Origin of the sequence: Thermocrispum municipale DSM 44069, from assembly GCF_000427825.1 — a bacterium.
Lineage (GTDB): Bacteria > Actinomycetota > Actinomycetes > Mycobacteriales > Pseudonocardiaceae > Thermocrispum > Thermocrispum municipale.
The window spans coordinates 1-23,684 of sequence record NZ_ATYT01000014.1; the positions used below are offsets into that span (position 1 = coordinate 1).

Annotated in this window: 14 protein-coding genes; 8 read left to right on the forward strand and 6 right to left on the reverse strand. The window is 66.5% G+C overall.

The window, feature by feature from the left end; genetic code table 11:
- The 4 genes from YWM_RS23485 to YWM_RS0112865 all read right to left on the reverse strand — a co-directional run.
- Positions 1-183: helix-turn-helix domain-containing protein (locus tag YWM_RS23485; RefSeq protein ID WP_156914763.1), on the reverse strand; the 183-nt coding region annotated here is incomplete at its 3' end.
- A gap of 628 nt (positions 184-811) precedes the next feature.
- Positions 812-1,009 (reverse strand): hypothetical protein, encoded by a 198-nt coding sequence (locus YWM_RS0112855; protein ID WP_028851076.1) that lies wholly within the window; start codon positions 1,007-1,009, stop codon positions 812-814.
- 213 nt (positions 1,010-1,222) lie between these two features.
- A complete protein-coding gene (locus tag YWM_RS0112860) occupies positions 1,223-1,477 on the reverse strand; it encodes a hypothetical protein (protein WP_028851077.1) in 255 nt (84 codons plus the stop codon).
- Positions 1,474-1,656, reverse strand: coding sequence for a hypothetical protein (locus tag YWM_RS0112865; RefSeq protein ID WP_028851078.1), 183 nt, complete (start codon positions 1,654-1,656; stop codon positions 1,474-1,476). The genes YWM_RS0112860 and YWM_RS0112865 overlap by 4 nt, the downstream gene beginning before the upstream one ends.
- A 104-nt stretch (positions 1,657-1,760) precedes the next feature.
- Between YWM_RS0112865 and YWM_RS0112870 the strand changes: the two genes are divergently transcribed.
- Both YWM_RS0112870 and YWM_RS0112875 read left to right on the forward strand, forming a co-directional pair.
- The gene (locus YWM_RS0112870; RefSeq protein WP_156914765.1) at positions 1,761-2,519 is read left to right on the forward strand and encodes a helix-turn-helix domain-containing protein; all 759 of its coding nucleotides are present in this window, start codon (positions 1,761-1,763) and stop codon (positions 2,517-2,519) included.
- Entirely contained in the window at positions 2,501-2,692 is a 192-nt protein-coding gene (locus YWM_RS0112875) for a DUF397 domain-containing protein (protein WP_028851080.1), read from the forward strand. The genes YWM_RS0112870 and YWM_RS0112875 overlap by 19 nt, the downstream gene beginning before the upstream one ends.
- A 70-nt stretch (positions 2,693-2,762) precedes the next feature.
- On the opposite strand, the gene YWM_RS0112880 is transcribed toward YWM_RS0112875, so the two are convergent.
- Positions 2,763-2,915 (reverse strand): hypothetical protein, encoded by a 153-nt coding sequence (locus YWM_RS0112880; protein WP_156914766.1) that lies wholly within the window; start codon positions 2,913-2,915, stop codon positions 2,763-2,765.
- Positions 2,916-3,669: 754 nt separating this feature from the next.
- On the opposite strand from YWM_RS0112880, the gene YWM_RS0112885 reads away from it, so the two are divergent.
- From YWM_RS0112885 to YWM_RS0112910, 6 genes are read left to right on the forward strand one after another with little or no spacing between them, the layout of a single operon-like run.
- Positions 3,670-9,867, forward strand: a complete 6,198-nt coding sequence (locus YWM_RS0112885; RefSeq protein WP_281168819.1) for a protein kinase domain-containing protein — start codon at positions 3,670-3,672, stop codon at positions 9,865-9,867.
- Between the two features lie 18 nt (positions 9,868-9,885).
- Entirely contained in the window at positions 9,886-12,783 is a 2,898-nt protein-coding gene (locus tag YWM_RS0112890; protein WP_028851083.1) for a DEAD/DEAH box helicase, read from the forward strand.
- Positions 12,783-16,892, forward strand: coding sequence for an Eco57I restriction-modification methylase domain-containing protein (locus YWM_RS0112895; protein ID WP_028851084.1), 4,110 nt, complete (start codon positions 12,783-12,785; stop codon positions 16,890-16,892). The genes YWM_RS0112890 and YWM_RS0112895 overlap by 1 nt, the downstream gene beginning before the upstream one ends.
- Positions 16,892-18,724: a DUF4357 domain-containing protein gene (locus tag YWM_RS0112900; RefSeq protein WP_028851085.1), complete on the forward strand. Its 1,833-nt coding sequence runs from the start codon at positions 16,892-16,894 to the stop codon at positions 18,722-18,724. The genes YWM_RS0112895 and YWM_RS0112900 overlap by 1 nt, the downstream gene beginning before the upstream one ends.
- On the forward strand, positions 18,721-19,911 hold the full coding sequence (locus YWM_RS0112905) for an McrC family protein (protein WP_028851086.1): 1,191 nt from the start codon (positions 18,721-18,723) through the stop codon (positions 19,909-19,911). Before YWM_RS0112900 ends, YWM_RS0112905 begins: the two co-directional genes overlap by 4 nt.
- A 9-nt stretch (positions 19,912-19,920) precedes the next feature.
- The gene (locus YWM_RS0112910; RefSeq protein ID WP_028851087.1) at positions 19,921-22,050 is read left to right on the forward strand and encodes a DEAD/DEAH box helicase; all 2,130 of its coding nucleotides are present in this window, start codon (positions 19,921-19,923) and stop codon (positions 22,048-22,050) included.
- Here the strand turns inward: YWM_RS0112910 and YWM_RS0112915 are convergent.
- Positions 22,047-23,663, reverse strand: coding sequence for an N-6 DNA methylase (locus YWM_RS0112915; RefSeq protein ID WP_043660970.1), 1,617 nt, complete (start codon positions 23,661-23,663; stop codon positions 22,047-22,049). The two genes, YWM_RS0112910 and YWM_RS0112915, sit on opposite strands and share 4 nt — an antisense overlap.
- Positions 23,664-23,684: the final 21 nt, after the last annotated feature.

A 23,684-nucleotide genomic window follows, 5' to 3' on the forward strand; every position in this document is an offset into this window, starting at 1 on the left:
GGCCTTACCGCCCTCGGCAACCCCGGCCCGGCCGCCCTCGAGGAACTGGGCCTTCCACCGCGACACCGACTGCTCCGAGACCTTGTTCCGCCGAGCGGCCTCGGCGATCGTCATCTCCCCGGACAGCACGCTCAGCACGATCCGGATCTTGTCCTCCACCGGGAACACCGGGGGACGGCTCATCGTCATACCTCCTGCTCAGGAACCTACATAACCCCTGAGCCACAAAGTCTGACGCGCGACAGATGGAACACCAGGCCACCCACGTGCAGGCAGGGAGCCAACCGAAACCCAACCCAAAGGATGGCAAACGTCACCAAACAACGGCGCGCCAAACCCGCTCGCGAGCGACATCCATGCAGGTAGCAGCAACAGTCAACAAACATTGCGCGACATCGCAAAAGACCGCCCGCTAATCTCTAGGTCGCAGGTTCGAGTCCTGCCGGGGGCGCTACCAGCGGAAACGCTGTTTTTGGCGGCAGCGCACGGCTTGAAGACCAAGAGACTTTTGATTTGGTACCTTGGTCATCAGGAACGGCCGCCTCCCAGTCGACGACCTCCGCGCGCCGTTGCCGGGCTGGCATCGGCGGCTCAAGGCTTTCAACCGCGCGGCGCCATCGACGGATGTCCGCGGGTGGGCGAGAAGTTCGGGGCCTGTCTGGCGAGCAGGAACAGCCCGCCGGGGCGCCGGAGATTGAGGCCGCAGCCCTGACAGTTACGGTCGATGTCTAGATCTGCTTCCTTGTCAGGTGCGGAATGAAAGAAATCCCCGGCCTCTCTTTGGTGGAGGAGTGGGGGCTTTTTTGCGTTCTCAGCCCTGCCAAGACCGGTAGAACGCGAGGAACTCTTCGTCTTCGTCCGTCGTGAGGTGCCACGCTTCCGGCACGACGCTGCAGCGCTGCTTCTTCAGGCCGCCCCTCGACACCGCGATGAAGGCGTCGGCAGCGCTCTCGGAGAGCACCCGCTTCATCCCGTCGGCGGTGCAGTGTGGTGCTTCGCCTGGGTGCATTCCTCGCATCATCCAATCCCGGTGCCACCACATGCGCTACATGGCTCCTGGTGGGGGTCCCTGCTGCCGGTCTTCCGGTTGACCACGGTACCCCAGACCTTACCGCTGCCGCCGCACACCCTGCACGGCTTGGAGTGCCGCCCGCCCTCGTTGCGGCGGGGGTTGCCGGAGTAGTGCCCGCTCAGCTTCTCGCCCCTCTTCCAGCTCATGCTCCTAGCCTTCCTGAGTCGGCGCCTCGGGTGGACCGCCAACAGAGTGGACCTCGATCGCGGACTCGTTGGCCAGCTGGTCGGCGTAACCGATGATCGCCGCACCCAGCCGACAGATGTGCTGCCCGTAGGCTTGCAGGACCTCCGGCGGGGGCAGCGGGCCGTTACGGAGGTGCCCGTCAAGGACCGACAGGGTGGACACCAACCCCGGGTTCACCCGCGCCACTTCGGCGAACAGGACCGGGTTGTACTCGATCACGACTGGTACAGCCCCCGCTCGACGGGTGGAAAGCCCACACCCTCGTCCAGCGCAACGCGCTCTCGTTCGTCCTGCCGCACCTCGTCGTCGCCAATGCGAACCACCTCAGGGCAGGCGTCGGTGACGATGTAGGCGGCTCCTCCGGTTAAGTACGTGCAAGGTCCCGAGTTCCAGGTCATGGGTTCATCTTGTGTCGAAGCGATTACTCTGAGACGCAGACCACGCCCGCATGGCGGTTGTGTGCGGGTACATGACGAGCTAGTGCGAGTGAGGTGTGAGCCGGGTGTCAGGACTGTTCGCGAGCGAGATGCGGCTAGCCAGAGAGCGGGCCGGGCTCACCCGGGAACAGCTGGCCGAGCGGGTTGCCTTCTCCGTCAGCCTCATCGAGAAGGTCGAGACCGGCAAGAAGGCGCCCAGCCAGGAGTTCGCCGACACTCTCGACGAAGCGCTCCAAACGGGCGGGCTGCTGGCTCGGATCCGTCGGCACGCGCTCACCCACGACGCAACTCCCGAGTGGCTGCGGGACTGGTTCGACGTCGAACAGCAGGCCACCCGCATCATGTGGTTCGAGCTGTCGGTGGTGCCCGGTCTCCTACAGACTAAGGAGTACGCACGCGAGCTTCTCAGTGGCGACGAGGCTCGACTAACCGCGCGGCTGGAGCGCCAATCGGTGCTGGACCGAGGAGTGGTCTATGTCGCCTTGATTGACGAGCGCGCGCTGCGGTACCCGGTGGGCGGCCCAGATGTGATGGCGAAGCAGCTGGAGCACCTGATTGACCTGGCTGACAAACTGGTCATGCAAGTCGTTCCCGCCAACTGTGGTACGTATGTGCACCTCGACGGGTCGTTCATCATCGCCACGGTTGACGGGCGCGAGTACGTGTACGTCGATACCCCGACCAAGGGGATATTGCTGAATGACCAGAATGTAGTCTCGCAGACCAAGGAGCGGTGGGACTTGATCCGAGCCGAGGCGCTGTCGAGGCGGCAGACGGTCGAATTCATGCGGGAGGTAGCGGAGGAATGGAACCGCAGAAGCTGAGCTGGCGTAAGTCGTCCAGGTCGAACACACACGGTGCGTGTGTCGAGGTCGCCTTCCAGGGTGACAACGTCTACGTGCGTGACTCCAAGGACAAGGGTGAAGGCCCGATCCTGCGCTTCACCCAAACCGAGTGGGAGGCTTTCAAGGACGGCGTCGTCAAGGGCGAGTTCTGAACTCACCACAAGCGAAAGACCCCTGGTATCCAGCTCCGGCTGCCAGGGGTCTTTCCTTTTGCCCCGACGGTCACTTCGCGAAGATATCTATCCCGGACTCGATGACTACGTCCGGTTGATGGGCCTGGGCGAACTTGTTGAACTCTTCGATCCGGTGTGGGCAGAAGTGCTTGGTGAACATCCCAGCCATGTTCAAGATGTCCGCCTCATACAGCGTTATCATGGCTTGCTGGTAGCGCGTCGGCTTGTAAGAGCAGATGGTCCGTGCGTCGTCCTCCATCTCTGCCCATCCTGGCAAGTCCGGTGGCGCGTACCCGGCTTTGGTGATGTCGGTACTGGAATTGCTCTTGGTTCACTTCATGCTCGTCGTTGCCCGAGCACCCAGCCAACAAGCCCACCGGGCGGTGAACGCGGCAAGCACGGCGATCTTCCTCATGACCCATCCAGCCCCGTGCGCTGGTCTTCTCGTGTTTGATCTTGTGGTTGTTACTGTGTCCACTGTGGACAGTCTTTATGACTAAGATACTTTGGCCCGGACGCTCCCGGACCAGGCGCGTTTTCGCAGGTGAGCACACCGCTAGCTCGAATCAGCCTTCTAATCTCTAGGTCGCAGGTTCGAGTCCTGCCGGGGGCACCACAAGGATGGGACAGGTCGCGCTCCTGCCCTCCCTTTCTCGTCGGGTTCGCTTCGCCGCTGCTCTCTGCACCGTTGTCGCCGTGGGCTCAGGGCGTCGGCGGTGGTGGTCAGTCCGTCACGGTGATGTCGGCCAGGTTGCCTCTTGGTGTCGTCCGACGTTCTCGTGCTCGACCTTGACACGTGTTCCCGAGCTTGACCTGTTGACAGAGTCAACGGGAAATCATCTGGTTGGTGAAGCTTCTTCTGTGTACTCTGTCATGAACGCCGCTCTTCTACCGATGTACAAGGGTAGGTTGGGCGCAGATCATGGGAGGGCGCAGTGTCGGTGAACCGCGAGGTCGTGGCAAATCGGTTCCGGCTCCTTGGCCCTATCGGCAAGGGAAACATGGGTGAGGTGCACCGGGCGGAGGACCTCGAGGCGGACGAAGGCTCGGCGGATCGGCTGGTCGCGATCAAGGTCATCCTGCGCAGTCGCGCCGGCGTGCTCCTCGGCTCCGCCCCTGAGCCCAAGGCGATCCAGCGATTTGAACGCGAGGTGCGGATCATGCGGCACCTCGACCACCCGAACTTGCCACGCCTGGTCGACGGTGGGGTGGATGAGAGCGGCCTGCCCTACCTGGCGATGGAGCTTCTCGACGGCCGGACCCTGCGCGAGCTGGTCTCGGAGTGTCCGCAGGCGCCGGTCTCCTGGGTGGCGGCCCTCGGAGCGCAGATCGCCGACGGGCTGGCCGCGGCCCACGCCGAAAAAGTGGTTCACCGCGACGTCAAGCCGTCCAATGTGATGGTGACGCGCACCGGCGTGGTCAAGGTTCTCGACTTCGGCATGGGCCGGATTGCAGACGACGTGGTGGGCCCGCAGATCACGAGCTCCGGGGTCACAGTGGGAACGGCCCGCTACATGGCTCCCGAGCAGTTCCAGGACTCGACGGTGGGGCCGGCCGCGGACCTGTACTCCCTCGGTTGCGTGCTGTTCGAGCTTCTCACCGGAGTCCCGCCGTTCTCCAGTCCCTCCGCTCACGAGCTCGGGCAGAAGCACCTCCACGAATCCGTCCCGCCGGTGCGGCAGGTGCGGTCCGATGTGCCTGCCGACCTGGCTCGCCTTATCGAGCGCCTGCTCTGCAAGGACCCGGCTGAGCGCCCGGAGGACGCCGTCGCCGTGCGCGAAGCACTGCTGCCGTTCGCTGTCGGCGAGGAGGGCGTCCCGGGCTGGGACGAGTGGAATCCGTTGCGTGGCCTTTCCTCGACGGCCACCACCAAGCCGGCACTGACGGACGCGCCGCCGAAGCCACCCGCCGACGGGATGGACGTCTTCGACGTGCACCAGCGGCTCATCTCGGACTACCGGGCCTTCACCCAGGGCGGAACGATCATCCGCGACGAGGCGATCGCCGAATACGTCGAGAAGGACCTGACCGCCAAATCCCAGTGGCCGGACCCTTGGCTGTCGCTGAACCCGTTTTTCGCCTCCGGCGGCACGGTCCTGGAGCTGGCGAACACCGGTGTGCTGCACAAGGAGTGCCAACGGATCTTCCAGGCGGGCAAGACCGAGGGTGGCACCGTGTGCGACGGACGGCCGTTGACGCTGCACCGGCACCAGCGCGAAGCGATCGACATCGCGCGGTCGGGGCAGTCCTATGTACTGACCACCGGTACCGGTTCCGGTAAGTCCCTGTCCTACATCGTGCCGATCGTCGACAAGATCCTGCGGGAACGCGAGGCGGAGGGTCCTCAAGCCGCCAAACGGGTCCGCGCAATCATCGTCTATCCGATGAACGCGCTGGCGAACAGCCAGCTCAAAGAGCTCGACAAGTACCTGCTCGACGGTTACGGCAAGGGCAGGGAGCCGGTCACCTACGCGCGCTACACCGGACAGGAGGGCGACGAGCGCCGCAAGGAGATCCGGGACAACCCGCCAGACATCCTGCTGACCAACTACGTGATGCTGGAGCTGATGCTCACCCGACCGGACGATCGGCGCTCGCTCATCAAGATGGCGGGTGGGCTGGAGTTCCTTGTCTTCGACGAACTGCACACCTACCGCGGTCGTCAGGGCGCGGACGTCGCGCTGCTCATCCGCCGGGTCCGGGAAGCGTGCCGGGCCGAGAAGCTGCAGTGTGTAGGGACCTCGGCCACGATGGCCAGCGAGGGCAGTTTCGCCGAGCAGCGCCAGGTCGTCGCGCGGGCGGCCACGACCCTGTTCGGCACCGAGGTGAGGCCAGAGAACGTCATCGGGGAAACCCTGGTGCGGGCCACAGCGGAGGCGCCTGCCACTGTGCCCGCTGAGCGCCTTATGGCGCCGGATGCGCCGCACGCTTATGCGGACTTGGTTTCCGACCCGTTGGCGTGCTGGATCGAGACTCGCTTCGGCCTTCGCTTGGAGCAGGAAACCGACAGCCTGGTCCGGCAGCGACCGGCCCGAATCGAGGATGCCGCTGCCGAGCTGGCTCGGGACAGCGGGCTGAGCAAGGACGTGTGTGCGGAAGCGATCCGCAAGACGCTCCGCGCGGGCTCACAGGCGCGGCATCCGGTTACGGAGCGGCCGCTGTTTGCCTTCCGGCTCCATCAGTTCCTGTCCAAAGGGGACACGGTCTACGTCACGATCGAGGATAAGGGCAGTCGCTACCTGACGCGCGACTACCAGCGGGTGCAGCCGGGGTCGGACGGAAAGATCCTGGTGCCCCTCGCCTTCTGCCGGGAATGCGGACAGGAGTACCTGAGCGTCTGGCGCACGGCGCAGGGTGGCGGGTATGTCTACGAGCCGCGACAGAACACCGCCGCCAGCGGCGGCCGGACCGGCGACGGATATCTCTACATCGACTCCGAGCGTGCCTGGCCGGCGGACGAGAACGAGGCGATCGCAGACCGGCGGCTGCCGGAGTCGTGGCTCGAGATCGACGATCTGGGCACCGAGTCGGTGCGGGAGAGCTATCGCAAGTACTTGCCAAGGGCGGTCACCGTCGACCCCTACGGCAACGAGAGTCAGGGTGAATTGGCGGCGGCGTTCATCCCGGCTCCGTTCCGGTTCTGCCTGCATTGCGGAGTGAGCTATGAGCAGGTGCGTGGTAAGGACTTCGCAAAGCTGGCCACCCTCGACCAGGAGGGCCGCTCGTCGGCGACCTCGCTGGTGTCCGCCTCCATCGTGCGGTCCCTGAAGAACATTCCTGCAGAGGCGCTCGACAAGCGAGCCCGCAAGCTGCTCACGTTCGTCGACAACCGGCAGGATGCCTCGCTGCAGGCGGGACACTTCAATGACTTCGTGCAGATTACGCAGCTGCGGGCGGCCCTGTACCGGGCGACGGTCGAGGCCGGGGAGGGGGGTATCCGCCACGAGGAGCTCGCCTCCCGGGTAGTGGATGCGCTGGGCGTGGGGCCAGCCGACTACGCCGGTTCGGCGGATCTGCCGCCGTCGCTGGCGCGCAATGCCGCGAGAACGCTGCGGGACGTCGTCGCCTTCCGGCTTTACCTGGATCTGCGTCGGGGGTGGCGGGTCACCATGCCGAACCTGGAGCAGACTGGTCTTCTCAGGATCGGTTACGAGGACCTGGACTGGCTTGCGGAGCGGGACGAGCAGTGGCACGGCACGTACCTTGAGGGCGCCGCGTCGGGACGCCGCCTGGAGATTATGCGCACGCTGCTCGACGAGATGCGTCGAAACCTCGCCATCGATGTCCAATACTTCCGGGACGACTTCGATACGCTGCAGCGCGCAAGCGAGGAACGCCTGACCGGTCCATGGGTTCTGTCCAAGGACGACCGTCCAGAGGTCGGCACTGCTTATGCGCAGGGTTCCCGTCCGGGCATCGACCGTGCGGGATTGTTCCTTTCCGGGCGGGCGAAGTTCGGCAAGTACCTGCGCCGCCAGCATTTCCCGGAGTTGTCGGTCGACGACACCCAGCAGGTCATTGTGGACCTGATGCGGGTGCTGACGAGGAACGAACTCCTGCGGGAGGTCGAAGCCCCGGTTCAGCGTGCGGGGCGGTTCCGGCGATCAACGGGAGTGGTCCCGGCCACCGGCTACCGGATCGCCGCCCGCGCGTTGATCTGGCAGGCCGGCACGGGTGAGCAGGGCACGCACGACCCGCTCACCCGCACCTACGCCAGCGGTGACGGGCCGCGGGTCAACACGTTCTTCCGCGACCTCTATCGCGAGACGGCGGGCACGCTGGGCGGCATGGTCGCCAAGGAACACACTGCCCAGGTCGACCCGAAGCAGCGGGAAGAACGTGAAGAGGAGTTCCGCAAGGGCGAGCTGAAGGTGCTCTACTGCTCGCCGACGATGGAGCTCGGGGTCGACATCTCGGAGCTGAACGCCGTGATGATGCGCAACGTGCCACCGACCCCGGCGAACTACGCCCAGCGCAGTGGCCGGGCGGGCCGGTCCGGACAGCCGGCACTCGTGACCACCTACTGCGCCACTGGCAACAGCCATGACCAGTACTACTTCCGGCGCTCCGACCGGATGGTGGCCGGTGCCGTCGCCCGGCCCCGGCTCGACCTGGCGAACGAGGATCTGGTGCGGTCGCACGTGCAGGCCATCTGGTTGGCCGAGTCGGCGCTCAAGCTGGGCAACGCCATCCCAGGGATCATCGACATCAGCTATCCCGAAGACGCCCGTCGCCCCGATCCCAAGCTGCGCCTGCACGAGCACGTCGAATCGGCCGTGCACGACTCCGAGGTGCAGCGGCGCGCCGTCGCGGCGGCCCGCGAGGTGTTCGCCCAGTTGCTGACCGAGTTCGCGGACACGGCCTGGTGGCACGACCAGTGGCTCGAGGACACGGTGCGGCGCGCTCCGGAGGAGTTCGACCGAAGTTTCGACCGGTGGCGGGGTCTGTTCCGCGCCGCATTGGTCGATCAGGCGGAGCAGAACCGGCGGGTCCTGGACCACACGTTGTCCGAACGCGATCGCAACAGCGCCGTGAGCCGGCGCCGGGAAGCCGAGACCCAGCTCAACCTGCTGAAGAACGAAAGCGTGGACAGCAGCTCGGTGCTGGCCGACTTCAACCCCTACCGTTACCTCGCGAGCGAGGGTTTCCTGCCTGGATACTCGTTCCCACGGCTGCCGCTGGCTGCCTACATTCCGATGTCGGGTCGTCGGTTCGCCGACGGCGACTATCTGCAGCGACCACGCTTCCTGGCGATTCGCGAATTCGGTCCGGGGGCGCTCATCTACCATGAGGGCTCTCGCTACCAGGTCACCCGGATCCAGTTACCCCCCGACGCTTCTGGCGACGTCGTCACGACTGAAGCCAAGCGCTGTGCGGCCTGCGGCTACCACCATGACGTTGACGACAGCCGGTGCGAGATGTGTGACGCGCCGTTGACGGAAAAGACGGTCGGCCTGCTGCACCTGCACACCGTCTACACCCGCAGGCGGGAGCGCATTTCCTCCGATGAGGAGGAACGCCGGCGGGCGGGTTTCCGCCTGGTGACCTCGTACCGTTTTCACGAACACGGCGCCCGGCCAGGCCGTCGAGACGCCACCGTGTCCGACGCGGGCGGGGAGATCGCCACTCTCGCTTATGGCGACTCGGCGACGGTGCGGATCAGCAATATCGGCCGGCTGCGGGCCGCCGAAGACGAGCCGCCCGGCTTCTGGCTCGACCCTGTCGACGGTCGGTGGCTGACCGAACGCGAGGCCAAGGAGGCCTCCGGTGATTCCAGTGAGATGCCGGCCGTCGATGCCGACGGCAACGAGAAGCGACCCCGCAAACGCGTGATCCCTTACGTCCAGGACAGCCGTAACATCCTGGTGCTGAAGCTCGCCGTTCCGCTGCCGGAGGCGGTCGCACTGTCGCTGATGTACGCCCTCGAACGAGGCATCGAGGCGGCCTTCGAGCTGGAGGATTCGGAGCTGACCAGCGAGCTGCTGCCGCCGGACGGGGGTGACCGGGACCGGATGCTGTTCACCGAGGCGGCCGAGGGCGGCGCCGGTGTGCTGAGGCGATTGCAGTCCGATCCGGAAGCGTTGCCGACCGCGGTGCGGACCGCGCTGGACATCTGCCACTTCGAGCCGGACGGCACCGACCGCGGCGGCCAGCACCCGGACCGGCCCTGCGCACGTGGTTGCTACGAATGCCTGCTCACTTACGGGAACCAGCTGCACCACGCCGCAATCGACCGGCACAGCATCCGGGACCTGCTGCTTCGCTTGGCCGACGCGCGGGTGCTCGCCACTGGCCGCGGCGAGTCTCGCTCTGAGCAGCTGGCCCGGTTGACGAACCAGACGGAAACCAGCTTGGAGAAAAAGCTCCTGAGCTGGTTGAAGGAGCAGGGCCTGCGCCTGCCCGACGAGACACAGACCTTCATCCCGGAAGCTCTGGCCCGCCCCGACCTCGTCTACCGGATGAAGGGCGCCAACGTAGCCGTCTTCGTCGACGGCCCCGTGCACGATCACGAGTTCGTCGCGCAACGGGACGCCGAGGCAGAGGACAGGTTGCTCGACCGGGGCTGGGACGTGGTGCGGTTCCGGTATGACGAGGACTGGTCGGCCGTCGCCGAGCGGTTCAAGCAGTACTTCGGCCCCGCCGTGGGCGCCTGACCAGACGAAAGACAGGACATGACGAGTACTTTCACGGCCGGCTCATTGGTCTCCGCCCGCGGCCGGGACTGGGTGGTGCTGCCGGAAAGCGCAGACGACATGCTCGTGCTGCGCCCGCTGGGCGGGGCCGACGACGACATCGCGGCCGTCTTCCCCGCGTTCGAGGATGTCCGTCACGCCGAGTTCGAGCGACCGTCGCCGGACGACCTGGGTGACGAGCTCGCCGCCGGGCTGTTGCGGTCGGCGCTGCGGATCGGGTTCCGCTCCGGCGCCGGGCCCTTCCGGTCACTTGCCCGCATCGCGGTCGAACCGCGGGCCTACCAGTTGGTGCCGTTGATGATGGCCCTGCGTCAGCAGACCGTGCGCATGCTGATCTCCGACGATGTCGGCATCGGCAAGACCGTCGAGGCCGGGCTCATCGCGAGCGAGCTGCTGGCGCAGGGCAGCGCCCGAGGACTGGCAGTGTTGTGTTCGCCCGCGTTGGCCGAGCAGTGGCAGGAGGAGCTGCGCACCAAGTTCGGCATCGACGCCGAACTGGTGCTTGCCTCTACGGTGTCCAAACTCGAGCGTGGGCTGGACCTTGGGCAGTCGTTGTTCGACCGGCACCCGCACGTGGTGGTCTCGACGGACTTCATCAAGTCCACCCGGCACCGCGACGACTTCGTCCGGCACTGTCCGGACCTTGTCATCGTGGACGAGGCGCACACCTGTGTGGCCGCGGAGGACACGGCATCGGCGCAGAGTCAGTTGCGGTACGAGCTACTGCAGCGGATCGCCGCCGACGAGCAACGTCACCTGATACTGGTGACCGCTACCCCGCACAGCGGTAAAGAGAGCGCTTTCCGTGCGCTGCTCGGGCTGGTCCGGCCTGACCTGGTATCCGTCGACCTGGACAGTGATGCGGGCCGAGCGTTGCTCGCCGCACATTTCGTGCACCGTAAGCGAGCCGACGTGCGGCAGTTCTTGACCACCGAGGACGGCTTGGCCGACGACAGCCTGCGGGAGGACACGAAGTTCCCGTCGGACCGCTACTTCAAGGACCGGACCTACAAGCTGTCTCCCGCCTACCGGGACCTCCTCGAAGACGCCATCGCCTACGCGAGTGAGCGGGTGAGTGCCGCAGGCAACCAGGGCAAGCGGGAGGCCCGGGTCGCCTGGTGGTCGGCCATCGCGTTGCTGCGGTCCCTGGTGTCCTCGCCGCGAGCCGCCGCCCAGACCTTGCGCACGCGGTCCGCCACAGCGAAGGCCGAGACCGTCGAGGAAGCCGACCGTCTCGGAACCCCGCTGGTGCGGGACACGGGCGATGGCGACGCGCTCGAAGGGTTCGACGTGGCGCCCGGCGCGGAGACCGAGGGGGCGAGCGCGCGGCTGGCCGCCTTGGCCGACCGTGCGGAGCGGCTGGAGGGACCGGAGGAAGACGCCAAGCTTGCGGTGCTGACGAAGGAAGTCAAGGCGCTGCTCGCTGAGGGCTACCACCCGATCATCTTCTGCCGGTACATCCCCACCGCCGAGTACGTGGCTGAGCAGCTGGCCGGCAAGTTGGGCAGAAAGGTCGTGGTCCGGGCGGTGACCGGCACTCTGTCGCCGCAGCAACGCCTGCAGCGGATCGAGGAACTGGCCGAGGAGGCGGGCGACGATCCGGCCGCGCGCCGCGTGCTGGTCGCCACCGATTGCCTGTCAGAGGGCGTCAACCTGCAGCACCACTTCGACGCGGTGATCCACTACGACCTGGCGTGGAACCCGACCCGACACGACCAGCGGGAGGGCCGGGTCGACCGGTACGGGCAGCGGCGGGACACCGTCCGGGTGGTCACGCTTTATGGAAGTGACAACGGGATCGACGGCAAGGTTCTGGAGGTGCTCATCAAGAAGCACCGGCAGATCCAGAAGGACCTGGGCATCTCGGTTTCGGTGCCGGATGCGGCGTCCGCCGCGGTGACCGACGCGATCGTCGAATGGCTGCTGATGCGCGACCAGCAGCCCGAGCAGGCAGAGCTGTTCGAGCTGGAGACCCTGGAACACAAGGCGCAGGTATTGGAGGCGGACTGGAAGTCGGCGGCGGAGCGGGAAAAGACGTCCCGGTCGCGGTTCGCCCAGCGCGCCATTCACCCGCAGGACGTCGCCCGCGAGGTCGCCGCCGTCCGGGAGACATTGGGGCGGGCCGGTGAGGTGCGCGGGTTCGTCCGGCAGGCTTTGCGGTCGCTGGAGGCCGTGCTGCGGGAAGACGGCGAGGGCGGCTTCACCGCCGACCTGAGCGGTACTCATGTCGGCCTGCGTGACGCCGTCGCGCCGGTGCTCGGCGGGGACTCCGTCGAGACGGGACGGCCGGTGCCGTTCCGGTCCACGGCCGCGGTGGCGCGGGGCGAAGTGGCGCTGGTGCGCACCGACCCGGTGGTAGGCGCGCTGGCCGGGTATGTGCTCAACGCGGCGCTCGACCCCAAGGCCGGCGGTCCGCGTCCGGCGCGGCGCTGCGGTGTCATCCGCACTAAGGGGGTGGACATCCGTACGACCCTGCTGTTGGTGCGTTACCGCTTCCACCTCACCCTGCCGTCCCGGACGGGGGAGCGGCAGCTGGTCGCCGAGGACGCGCGCATGCTTGCGTTCCAGGGCTCGCCGACGAATGCGACCTGGCTGCCCGCCGAGGAGGCGCTGCGGCTGGCCGACCTGACCGCCGACGCCAATACCGACCCCGCGTTCGGCGAGCGCACGATGCAGCGGGTGCTGGACCAGTTGTCTGAGACCAACACCCACCTCGAGTCCTATGGGGACGAGCTCGCTGCGGAGCTGCTCGCATCGCACCGCAGGGTGCGTACCGCCTCCGGTGAGATCGTCCGAGGAGTGCGGGTCACCGCCCAGAAACCCGCCGACATCCTTGGCGCCTATGTCTATCTGCCGGTCTCGGGAGGGGCCGCCTGATGTCCGCCATCGCTCGTAACCAGGTTTTCACCGCCGTGCACACCGTCGGCGGTCTGTTGCCCGCAGACATGCTGGTACGGATCTCGGAGGGCAAGGACGTCAGCGGGTGCCTGCCCGGCGACTACCGGGTCGTCGGCTCCCGCTCGGTCCGGGACGACGCGGAACGGCGGTGGGACTACCTACGCTCGGTGTGGGCCGAGCTGCGGGAAAAACTGCCCGTCGCCCCCGAGGCCGATCCGCCGGTCGACCACACCGGCCAGGCGCGGACGCAGTGGCTCGTGCCGTTGTTCGACGAACTCGGTTTCGGCGAGTTGACATCGCTCGGCGCGACGGGCATCACCACCGACGACGGCACCAAGACCTTCCCCGTCAGCCACCGGTGGAACCATGTGCCGATCCACTTGGCTTCCTGGCACCATTCGCTGGACAAGCGGCCTGGCGGGCCGGGCAGCGTGCCGCCGCAATCGCTGGTGCAGGAGTGCCTCAACCGGTCGGAGGCGCACCTGTGGGGCATCATCACCAACGGCAGGCAGCTCCGGCTGCTGCGCGACTCCAGCGCACTGGCCACTGCCGCCTACGTCGAGTTCGACCTGGAAGCCATCTTCGACGGCGAGCTGTTCAGCGAATTCGTCCTGCTGTACCGGCTGCTGCACGTCTCCCGCTTCGCGATCGCCGAAGGCGCGGCGCCGGCTTCGTGCTGGCTGGAGAAGTGGCGCCTGGAAGCGATCAAATCCGGCACCCGAGCCCTGGACCAGTTGCGAGACGGCGTTCGTGACGCGATCACCACGCTTGGCACCGGTTTCCTGCGCCATCCGGACAACACGGAGCTGCGCGAGAACCTGGACGTCCACGAACTGCACGCGGCGCTGTTGCGGCTGGTCTACCGGTTGCTGTTCATCTTCGTCGCCGAAGACCGTGGCGCGCTGCCGCCGCCTCAGGCCGATGAGCTGGCGCGCGAGCGCTATGCCCGGTATTTCTCAACTGCCAGGCTGCGGGAGCATGCCCGGCGGCGCCGTGGCACAGCGCATGACGACCTGTATCAGGCGTTGCGCATCGTTCTCGACGCGCTGGGTGATGAGAACGGGCGGCCGGAGCTCGGCCTGCCGGGCCTCGGCGGCATCTTCGACCGGAAGGACGCCGACAAGCCGCTGGACGGCCTGTCCCTATCGAACGAATACTTGCTAGCGGCCGTGCGGTACCTGTGCCAGGTCCGCGATGCCGGGTCGGGTCGCCTGCGCGCGGTCGACTACCGGCACCTGGACGCCGAAGAACTCGGGTCGATCTACGAGTCGCTGCTGGAACTCGTGCCCAAGCACAGTGCCGTGGAGCGGACGTTCGAGCTGGTCGAACTGGCGGGCAACGCGCGCAAGACCACCGGTTCGTACTACACGCCGTCCTCTCTCATTGAGTGCCTGCTGAACTCCACGCTCGATCCTGTGATCGACGATGCGGTCAAGCGGGGCGAGCAGGCCGCCTCCGCTGCGGGTCGGGCCGACGCGACCGAGTCCATCGTGGATGAGTTGTTGTCGCTGACGGTGTGCGACCCCGCATGTGGATCGGGACACTTCCTGGTCGCCGCCGCACGGCGCATCGCCAAGCGGGTGGCAGCCGTGCGGGAAGGTAACCCGGAACCGACGCGGGATGAGGTGCAGCGTGCGCTGCACGAGGTCATCGCCCGTTGCATCTACGGTGTGGACCTCAACCCGATGGCCGTCGAGCTCGCGAAGGTCTCGCTGTGGCTGGAGGCGCTCGACCCGGGCAAGCCCCTGAGCTTCCTGGATGCCCACGTCAAGTGCGGCAACGCCCTGCTCGGCGCGACGCCGAAACTGCTGCAGAAAGGTATTCCGGACGAGGCATTCAAGCCCATTGAGGGCGACGACAAGAAGATCGCGAAGTCCCTCGCGCAGCGAAACCGGAGTGAACGTGTGGGACAGCAGGAGTTGTTCGACGTCGACATCGAGGTGAAGGTGTCGAACAAGACGTTCGCTGCGGCGGTGCGCAGCATCGCGAGCTTGCCCGCGGACGAGCTTCCCCAGGTACGTCGGCAAGAGTCTGCCTACGCGCAGTTCATGAGGTCAACGGAGTACCAGGTTGCCAAGGGCGTGGCCGACGCCTGGTGCGCCGCGTTCCTGTGGCCCAAGACGGCGGACGCCCCATTGGCGATCACCGACAAGGTCTTCCGCAACCTGCAAGACCCGGAGGCCGATGCCGCCCCGCAGCGGACCCATGAGGAGGTCATCCGGCTTCGCGAGCAGTACCGATTTTTCCACTGGCACCTTGAGTTCCCCGAGGTGTTCACCGTCCCTGAGTCGGATGCCGGTGCGGCCGAGGCAACCGGCTGGGCCGGCGGTTTTGACTGCGTGCTGGGCAACCCGCCGTGGGAACGGATCAAACTGCAGGAGCAGGAGTTCTTCGCGCAACGCGACGCAGAAATCGCGACGGCCAAGAACGCGGCGGCGCGCAAGAAGCTGATCGAGGCGCTCAAGAACGATCCCGACCGGTCCGCGTTGTACCAGGACTTCGGAACGGCGAAGCGGAAGGCAGAAGGGGAGAGCCACTTCCTCCGCATGGGCGGCCGCTACCCGTTGACTGGCCGCGGGGACATCAATACGTATGCTGTCTTCGCGGAGGTCGACCGGATCCTGACCGGCCCGCGTGGCCGGATGGGTGTCATTGTGCCGACCGGTATCGCCACGGACGCCACGACGCAGTACTTCTTCAAAGACCTCGTGACGCATGGTTCCCTCGCAGCCCTCTACGACTTCGAGAACGCATCACCGTTGTTTCCGGGCGTTCATCGATCGTTCAAGTTCTGCATCCTGTCCCTCGTCGGCGGGGCGCTGCGTGAGCCGGCGGCGAGCTTCGCGTTCTTCCTGCATGACCCGACTGAGCTGGACGACGCGAACAAGGCCTTCGCTCTCACCCCGGAGGAGATCACCCTTCTCAACCCCAACACCGGCACCTGCCCGGTCTTCCGCAGTCGGCGCGATGCCGAGATCACGCTCGGCATTTACCGGCGTGTCCCGGTCCTGGTCAAGGAGCCCGATGAGACTGGTCGCGGCGGCAGTAACCCGTGGAACGTGTCGTTCATGCGGATGTTCGACATGTCCAACGACTCGCACCTATTCCACTCGCGAGAGGAGCTCGAAGCCGAAGGCTGGACCCTCTCCGGCAACGTCTTCACCCGCGGCGCGCAACGAATGCTGCCGCTGTACGAGGCGAAGATGCTCCACCACTACGACCACCGTTGGGCTACCTACGACGAGGACGGCTCAACCCACGAGCTCGCCCTGGAGGAAAAGCAGGATCCCAACGTTGTCGTCCTGCCCCGCTACTGGGTGCCCGGACACGACGTACCGAGCGGCCGAGTCGACAAGGACGGCAAGGAGATCATGGAGGCAGGCGTGACAACGCGCCTCGCCGCCAGGGCCTGGGACCGCGACTGGAGTGTCGGGTTCCGAAAGATCTGTCGGGCTACGGACGAGCGCACCGTCATCGGCTTTGCCTTCCCTAAGAGTGGCCTAGGAGATTCGGGAAACCTCATCCTACCGTCCCCGGAGAGCCCGGCTGATCTTCTATATGCTAACATGGTGTCAATTAGCTCGGATTATGTCTTACGGCAGAAGCTTGGCGGAACTAATCTAAACTTTTTTCAATTTGCACAGTTGCCGCTCGTTGAACCTGAAAAATTGCAAATCCACGGTTGTTCTGTCCGCTTGCGCATCCTCGAATTGGTTTACACCGCACACGACATGGCCCCCTTCGCGCAAGACCTTGGTGACTCCGGTGCTCCGTTCATCTGGGACGAGCACCGCCGCGCCGTCATCCGCGCCGAGCTGGATGCGCTCTTCTTCCACCTCTACGGCATCTCCCGCGACGACGCCGACTACATCCTCGACACCTTCCCGATCGTCAAGCGCAAGGATGAGGCTAAATACGGCACCTACCGCACCAAGGAGCTGATCCTCGCCGAGTATGACCGGATGGCCGAGGCCGGCGTGAGCCTGACCACGCCACTCGTCGACGGGGAGAACTACACCTCCACCCTCACCCCGCCACCGGGACACGGGCCCCGCCATCCTGCGGCGGCTAGTAGCGAGGCACGTTGATGGACAGCCCCTACCCGGAGTTCCAGCTCCGGCTTCCCTACAACGGCCCCGTCGCCCGCGGACAGCTGCTCACCGAGAAGGGCACAAACGGCAGCCAGAAGTTCAGGGTCAGTGCGGGGTCTCCGGTGCGTCCGGAGGAGGTGCCGTCGTTCCCCGCGACGATGAAGTCCTCACACAGACTGCGTGAGAGCCTCCGGGCGGACGGCCTGATCAGGGAATCCACAACGTGGCCGGGGTATCTGGAGACGACCGAGGACATCACCTGCAACTCGCCCTCGGCGGGGGCCGAGATTCTGCTCGGCCGGGCCGCCAATGGCTACACCGAGTGGAAGACGGCCGACGGGCGTCCGCTCGCGGACTTCCTCAAGGCCTCCTGGTACGGGCCGAACCGCACCTGGCTGGTCCGCGGCTCCAACGTCGCCGGCCTGGACCTGGTGCAACGGTTGTGGTTGCCGCGCGGCCTCGTCAGCCTCGCCGCCAACCACCTGCGCGAAGGCGTCGAGCAGGGCGTGAGCAAGGACGAGCTGCGCACGCTGGTGGAAGAGGACTATGAATCGGTCCTCACCTACAGTCAGCGCACCCATTTGATCGAGGCGCTGCACACCTTTCTGTCCAGGATGAAGCCGGGAGACACGGTGTGCACGATCTCCAACGGCGACCTTTACGTCGGCGAGATCACCGGCGATGTCGAGCAGGTGGCCTCTGAGGGGGGCCGATCGAACCTGCGGCGACCCGTCGAGTGGCGCAACGTCGGCTACCCCTACTTGGACCTGCCTGAGGCGCTGCAACAGAAACTGTCCATCCAGCACGACGTGGTTGACCTCACCAGCGTAGAGGGCATGGTCGCTGGTCTAGGGCGCAGCGACGAGGAACTGGCCGAAGAAGTCGAGGAGGCCGACGGCGAGTCCAGCGCAGAACTTGCCGCGCTGATGGCTCGGCGCGAGCTGAAACTGCCCGAAGCGACGGACGATCTCGCCAAGGAACTGCTGGTACACGAAGTTGGGTGGTTGCAGGAGCTGCGGGACCTGCTCTGGGAAGACCGGCAGATCATCCTCTACGGACCGCCCGGCACCGGCAAAACCTACTTGGCCCTGCGGCTGGCCGAGTATTTCGGCGGCGGCCCGGAGCAGGTCAAGCTCGTGCAGTTCCACCCGTCCTATTCCTATGAGGACTTCTTCGAGGGCTTCCGGCCCCAGGAGGACCCACGAACCAGGGACGTCGCCTTCCGCATCACCGACGGCCCACTTCGTGAGATCGCCAACGCGGCCGCCCAAGAGGGAAACCGGCACATCCCGCACTTCCTGGTGATCGACGAGATCAACCGAGCCAACCTGGCGAAGGTGTTCGGGGAGCTGTACTTCCTACTGGAGTATCGAAGCAGGTCCGTTCGCCTGACCTACTCCGGAGACGACTTTGCGTTGCCGCCCAACCTGTTCGTCATCGGTACGATGAACACCGCCGACCGGTCCATTGCCCTCGTTGATGCGGCGATGCGCCGACGGTTCTCGTTCCTCGAGCTGTCCCCTCGCACCGAACCGACCCGTGGCCTGCTCCGCCGCTGGTTGGATCGTGAGGGTCACGGCCCCGAATCAGCCGACCTGCTCGATGAGCTGAACTCCCGCATCGGAGACCCGGACTTCCAGGTCGGACCCTCGTACCTGATGAAACCGGGCGTCCACCGTGGGGACGGCCTGGCCCGCGCCTGGCGCACGAAGATCCTCCCGTTGCTGGAGGAACATCACTACGGCGAAGGCATCGACGTCGAGCACCGCTACGGCCTCGCTTCCCTTCGCGCCGCCATATCGTCTGCGGACACGAACGCCCCGGCATGACCACGCTCGCCCTGGTCGAACACGCCGCGCCTCGGTCTGTGCCGCTCGACGACGCGGCCGGCCGTGCCCTGGCGCGCTCAGGGCTGGTCGAGGCTTCGCCGGACCCGGAAACCAGCGGACGATGGCGGGTCCGGGCCAAGGGCGTGGTCGGAGTGGCGACCGTACCGGTGCCCGACGGCCGGGCGGTCACCGTGCGGATCCAGCCCAAGCTGCCCGTGGCCCGGCTGCTGTTCCTGCTCGGCTACACCCGCAGCCCGAAGGGCTGGCGGGACGAGCAGGTGGATGTGGCCGAGGAACACGAGCTGTTGCCGGCCTTTGCGCGACTGTTCACGCGCCAAGCGGAACATGCGCTGCGGCAGGGGCTGCTCAAGGGCTATGTCGCGATCGAGGAGACCGCGCTCGTCATGCGCGGCCGACTGCGCTTCGCAGAGCAAGTCCGTCGGTACCACGGCAGGCTGGTGCCGGTGGAGATCGCCCATGACGAGTACACCACCGACATCGCCGAGAACCGGCTCCTGCGCTCGGCCTGTGAAACGCTTCTCCGCCTGACCGTACCCAATGACGTGCGCGGGCGGCTGCTTCGGCTGCGGGCGGACTTGATCGATGTCAGCCCGATTCCCCGCGGTGCCGTCCTGCCTTCCTGGCGCCCGAGCCGGCTCAACGTCCGCTACCACCACGCGCTGCGCCTGGCCGAACTCGTCCTGCGCAACGCGTCCGTCGAGCATCGCTACGGGGACGTCGCGGTGCAAGGGTTCACGTTCGACATGGCCCGGGTCTTCGAGGACTTCCTCACCGTAGCTCTCCGCGAAGCCTTGACCGACCACACTGGACATTGCGTTCTGCAGGCCGGCCACCATCTCGACGAGGACAGGGCGATCCGGATGATCCCCGACTTCGTCCACTACGCCGACGACGGCACGCCGCTCGCCGTGGCCGACGCCAAGTACAAGACCGAAAAGCCGCAGGGCTTCCCGGATGCCGACCTCTACCAGATGCTGGCCTACTGCACAGCGCTGAACCTGCCGGAGGGGCACCTCGTCTATGCCCAAGGCAAGGTTCCGCACACCCGGCACCGGATTCGCAACGCGGGAGTCGTCATCCACCAGCACGCTCTCGACCTCGACCAGCCACCCGGTGACCTGCTGAGCAGCGTCGCACTCCTGGCCCGCCGACTCATCGGGAAGTGAAGGACCACCATGCCGCAACTCGCCTTCGCCCACAGCTTCTGGGAGACGTACGACCTGCTGGAGAAGCAAATCAAGGCTGGGGTCCGCAAAGCGATGGGCAAATTTCAGCAGCTGTCCATCGCCGAGCTGTACGCGGACAAGGGCCTGCACCTGGAGTCGGTGGACAACGCACGCGACCCGCGCATGCGGACCATCCGCATCACCGATTTCTGGCGCGGCGTCGTCCTCGCCCCGGACGACGGAAGTGACATCTTCCTGCTGCTCAACGTCGTCCCGCACGACGACGCCTACTCCTGGGCGGCCAAGCGGCTCTACACCGTCAACACCGCGACCCGTGGGCTGGAGGTCCGCAACGTGGTCGCGATCGAACAGCTGACGCCCTCTCTGGAGGAGGTGGCCGCGAAGGCACCGGACCTGCTGTTCGCCCGCCACTCCGACACGGTCCTGCGAGAGCTCGGCATCGACGACCAGGTCCTGCGCGCGGCGCGAGCCATCGTCGACGAGGCCCAGCTGGAGGCCTTCGCCGGCGTGTTGCCCGAGGATCAGTTCGAGGTCCTGCAGTTCCTCGCCGAGGGCTTCACCCCCGAGGAGGTCTACCGGGACGTCGTCGCGGAGCGCTTGGCGGCCACCAGCGGTGACGGCACGAGCGACAGTCTGGCGATCGCGATCGTCAACACGCCGAACCGGATCAAGCTCGTCACCGGCCCGGACGAACTTGCCGAGGCGCTGGACAAGCCGTTCGCCGCGTGGCGGGTGTTCCTGCACCGGTCTCAGCGGCGCGTTGCCTACCGCACCTCCTACAGTGGGCCGGCGCAGGTAACCGGTGGGCCGGGGACCGGAAAGACGGTCGTCGCCCTGCACCGAGTCAAGCACCTGCTGTCCCGTGCGTCCGACAGCCGTGTGCTGCTCACCACCTACACCAATGCGCTGGCCGGGATGCTGCGGGAGAACCTGGCGCTGTTGCTGGAGGACGAGGAGCAGTTGGCCCGGGTAGACGTCACGACGGTTGACTCGTTCGCGAACCGGGTGGTGCGGGATATTGCCGGGCGAGTGCCGTCGCCGATCGGGGATGCGGACGAGCGGCAGATCTGGCGGCGCCTTGCCCGTCGCCTCGACTTGCCGTGGACCGAGCAGTTTCTGTTGCAGGAGTTCCGGCACGTGGTGTTGGCTCAAGGTATCGAGGACAAGGCTGGCTACCTCCGGGCCGAGCGACGCGGTCGCGGGTCTGCGCTGCGCACGTCGCAGCGGGAGCGCCTGTGGCAGGCAATGGGTGCGTTCTTCACCGAACTCGCGGGGCGGACCACGCATCTGCTGGTCTGCGCGGAAGCCGCGAAGCTCTTGTCGGGCCGGGAAGTTACTCGACACCGGTACGACCACGTGGTGGTCGACGAAGCGCAGGACCTGCACCCGGCGCAATGGCGGGTGCTGCGGGCGGCCGTTCCCGAAGGACCGGACGACCTGTTCATCACCGGCGATCCTCATCAGCGGATCTACGACTCGCGGGTGTCGCTGCGGACACTGGGAATCACGGTCACTGGACGGAGTAGCAGGCTGCGTGTCAACTACCGTAGCACTGCCGAGATCCTCGGCTGGTCCACCGGCGTGATGGCCGACGTCCGGATCGACCAGCTCAGCGGGGAGGGCGACGACAGCCTGATCGGCTACCGTTCGTTGCTGCACGGCACCCGGCCGCACATCGCGGGATACCCCGACGAGAACTCGGAGATCGACGCGCTCGTCGAATGCGTGCGGGAATGGCTGGGGCAAGGCGTGCTGCCCCACGAGATCGCGGTGTGCACTCGGTTCAACATCCTCCTGGACAAGGTGCGTGACCGGCTGCGGGCCGACGACATCCCGGCGGTTCTGGTCAAGGATCGTCCGGCGGCCGGGACCGAGGGCGTGCGGCTGGCGACCATGCACGCGATGAAGGGGCTCGAGTTCCGCTGTGTCGCGGTCGTGGGCGTCACAGCCCGCGCGGTCCCTTTCGCCAAGGAGGTCACGCCCGTGGAAGTGGACCCGCAGCAGCATGCGAGCGACCTGCTCAAGGAGCGTTGCCTGTTGTTCGTCGCTTGCACCCGGGCCCGCGAACGCCTGTCCGTGTCGTGGAGTGGCGCGCCCAGCCCTTTCCTGCCCGCTTAATTCCCTGGTTCTGGGCGCAGCGCACCGAGGGTGAGACCGTCCCGGCCCAGAGATGTAGCGCGCTGCCCCAGTTTCGCCAGTTCCGCGAGCAACCGATCGAACTCCTCGAACGCGCGGAACGCCGCGCCGTAACGACGTTGTTCGTCGACGCTCAGCTGGGGGATCCGGGAGCCGGTGACGTCGGTGCGGAAACTGCCGCTGCCACTGGTCGCGCGCTTGACGTTCGCGGCGCTGCTCAGAAAGCCGCGCAGGAAGTCGGTGTCCAGCCGGTCACTCGTCGAGGTCGCTCCGTCATCGGTCAGCGAGACCAGTCCGGCGCGCACGAGATCCGCCACCTTGATCGACGGGCCGTCGAGGGTACCCAGGCCCTTGCCGAGTTCGGGGAGCAGCTCACGCAGCTCGTGCAGCGTGGTCGCCACCGCCGCGCAGGCGGCGGCGTACTCGGCCAGGTGGTCGACATGTTGTGCGGCGACGTAGCGAGCCGGTGTGAGGTCGACGTCCTCGTCCAGCAGGTCGATCAGTGGTACGTCCGTGATCTGGCTTGCGATGGGCTCGAGCGTCTCGTCCGGGTCGTTCGCCGAAAGATCCACCATCCGCACCGTGTCGCGCCCTGACTCGGCGTGGACCGGCCTGTCCAGCAGCCACAGCTGCACTGGCTGTGCATGAAGCGCCGCCATCCCCGGTGGCAAGGCGATGACCTCGGAAAGCGCGCCACGGCGTATGAGCTCCGCTCGGATTCGACGGCCGGCCTTGCGATAAGCGACCGAGGGTGGCATCACCACCACTGCCCGGCCGCCTGGGGCAACGTGGGAATAGCAGTGCTGGAGCCAGGCCAGCTCGCCCTCGGCACGGGTGGGAACGCCGAATTCCCAGCGGGCGTCCAGGAGCAGATCTTCGCGGCCCCAGTCCGCAGCGTTGACCGGCGGGTCGCAGACGACCAGTTCGGCGCGCAGCCGATCCCATTGGTCGTGCCGCAGTGAGTCACCGACTCGCACGGCGGCGTCCGGGTCGACGAGCTTCAGGCGCGCTCCGGCCAGGCGTGCTGCGGCCTTGTGGCATTCCTGCCCCGCTAGGGACGTGCCGGGAGTCGCGAACGCCAGGAGGAGCGAACCGATGCCACAGGCCGGATCGTAGACGGTTCCGGTCACCGGGCCGGCGAAGTGGCTGATTGCGCGCACCAGGCGAGGTGTCGAGGTGTACTCGCCCGCGGACATCCGCTCGACGAGGGCTGTGAGGACTTCAGCCGGTGCGCGTTCTTCGAGCAGATCGTGGATGAGCGGGATGAGGTCCGGTTCGAGATCCTGGGCTGATCCGGTGGTCAGCAGTCTCGAAACGTCTGCCAAGCCACGGACCATCTCACTGCCGTACCGGGTGCGCAGCGCGTGCCAGAGCACCACTTCCGGCGAGGGATCGTCGCCCTTCCGGTGCCGGTCCAGCCAGGATCGGACCTCGGCAAGGTCGAACAGGGCGGTGCGGCCGGTACCACGCACAGGAGCCGGGAAGTCCTCGTATCGTTTGCGCCAGTTGGACACCGCAGCCCGCGTCACCTTCGCCAGCCGCGCGATCTCGGCAGGAGTGACCAGCGAAGCGGCGCTGGCCCGGGCGGCACTCATAAGCCGACAGTACACGCTCCA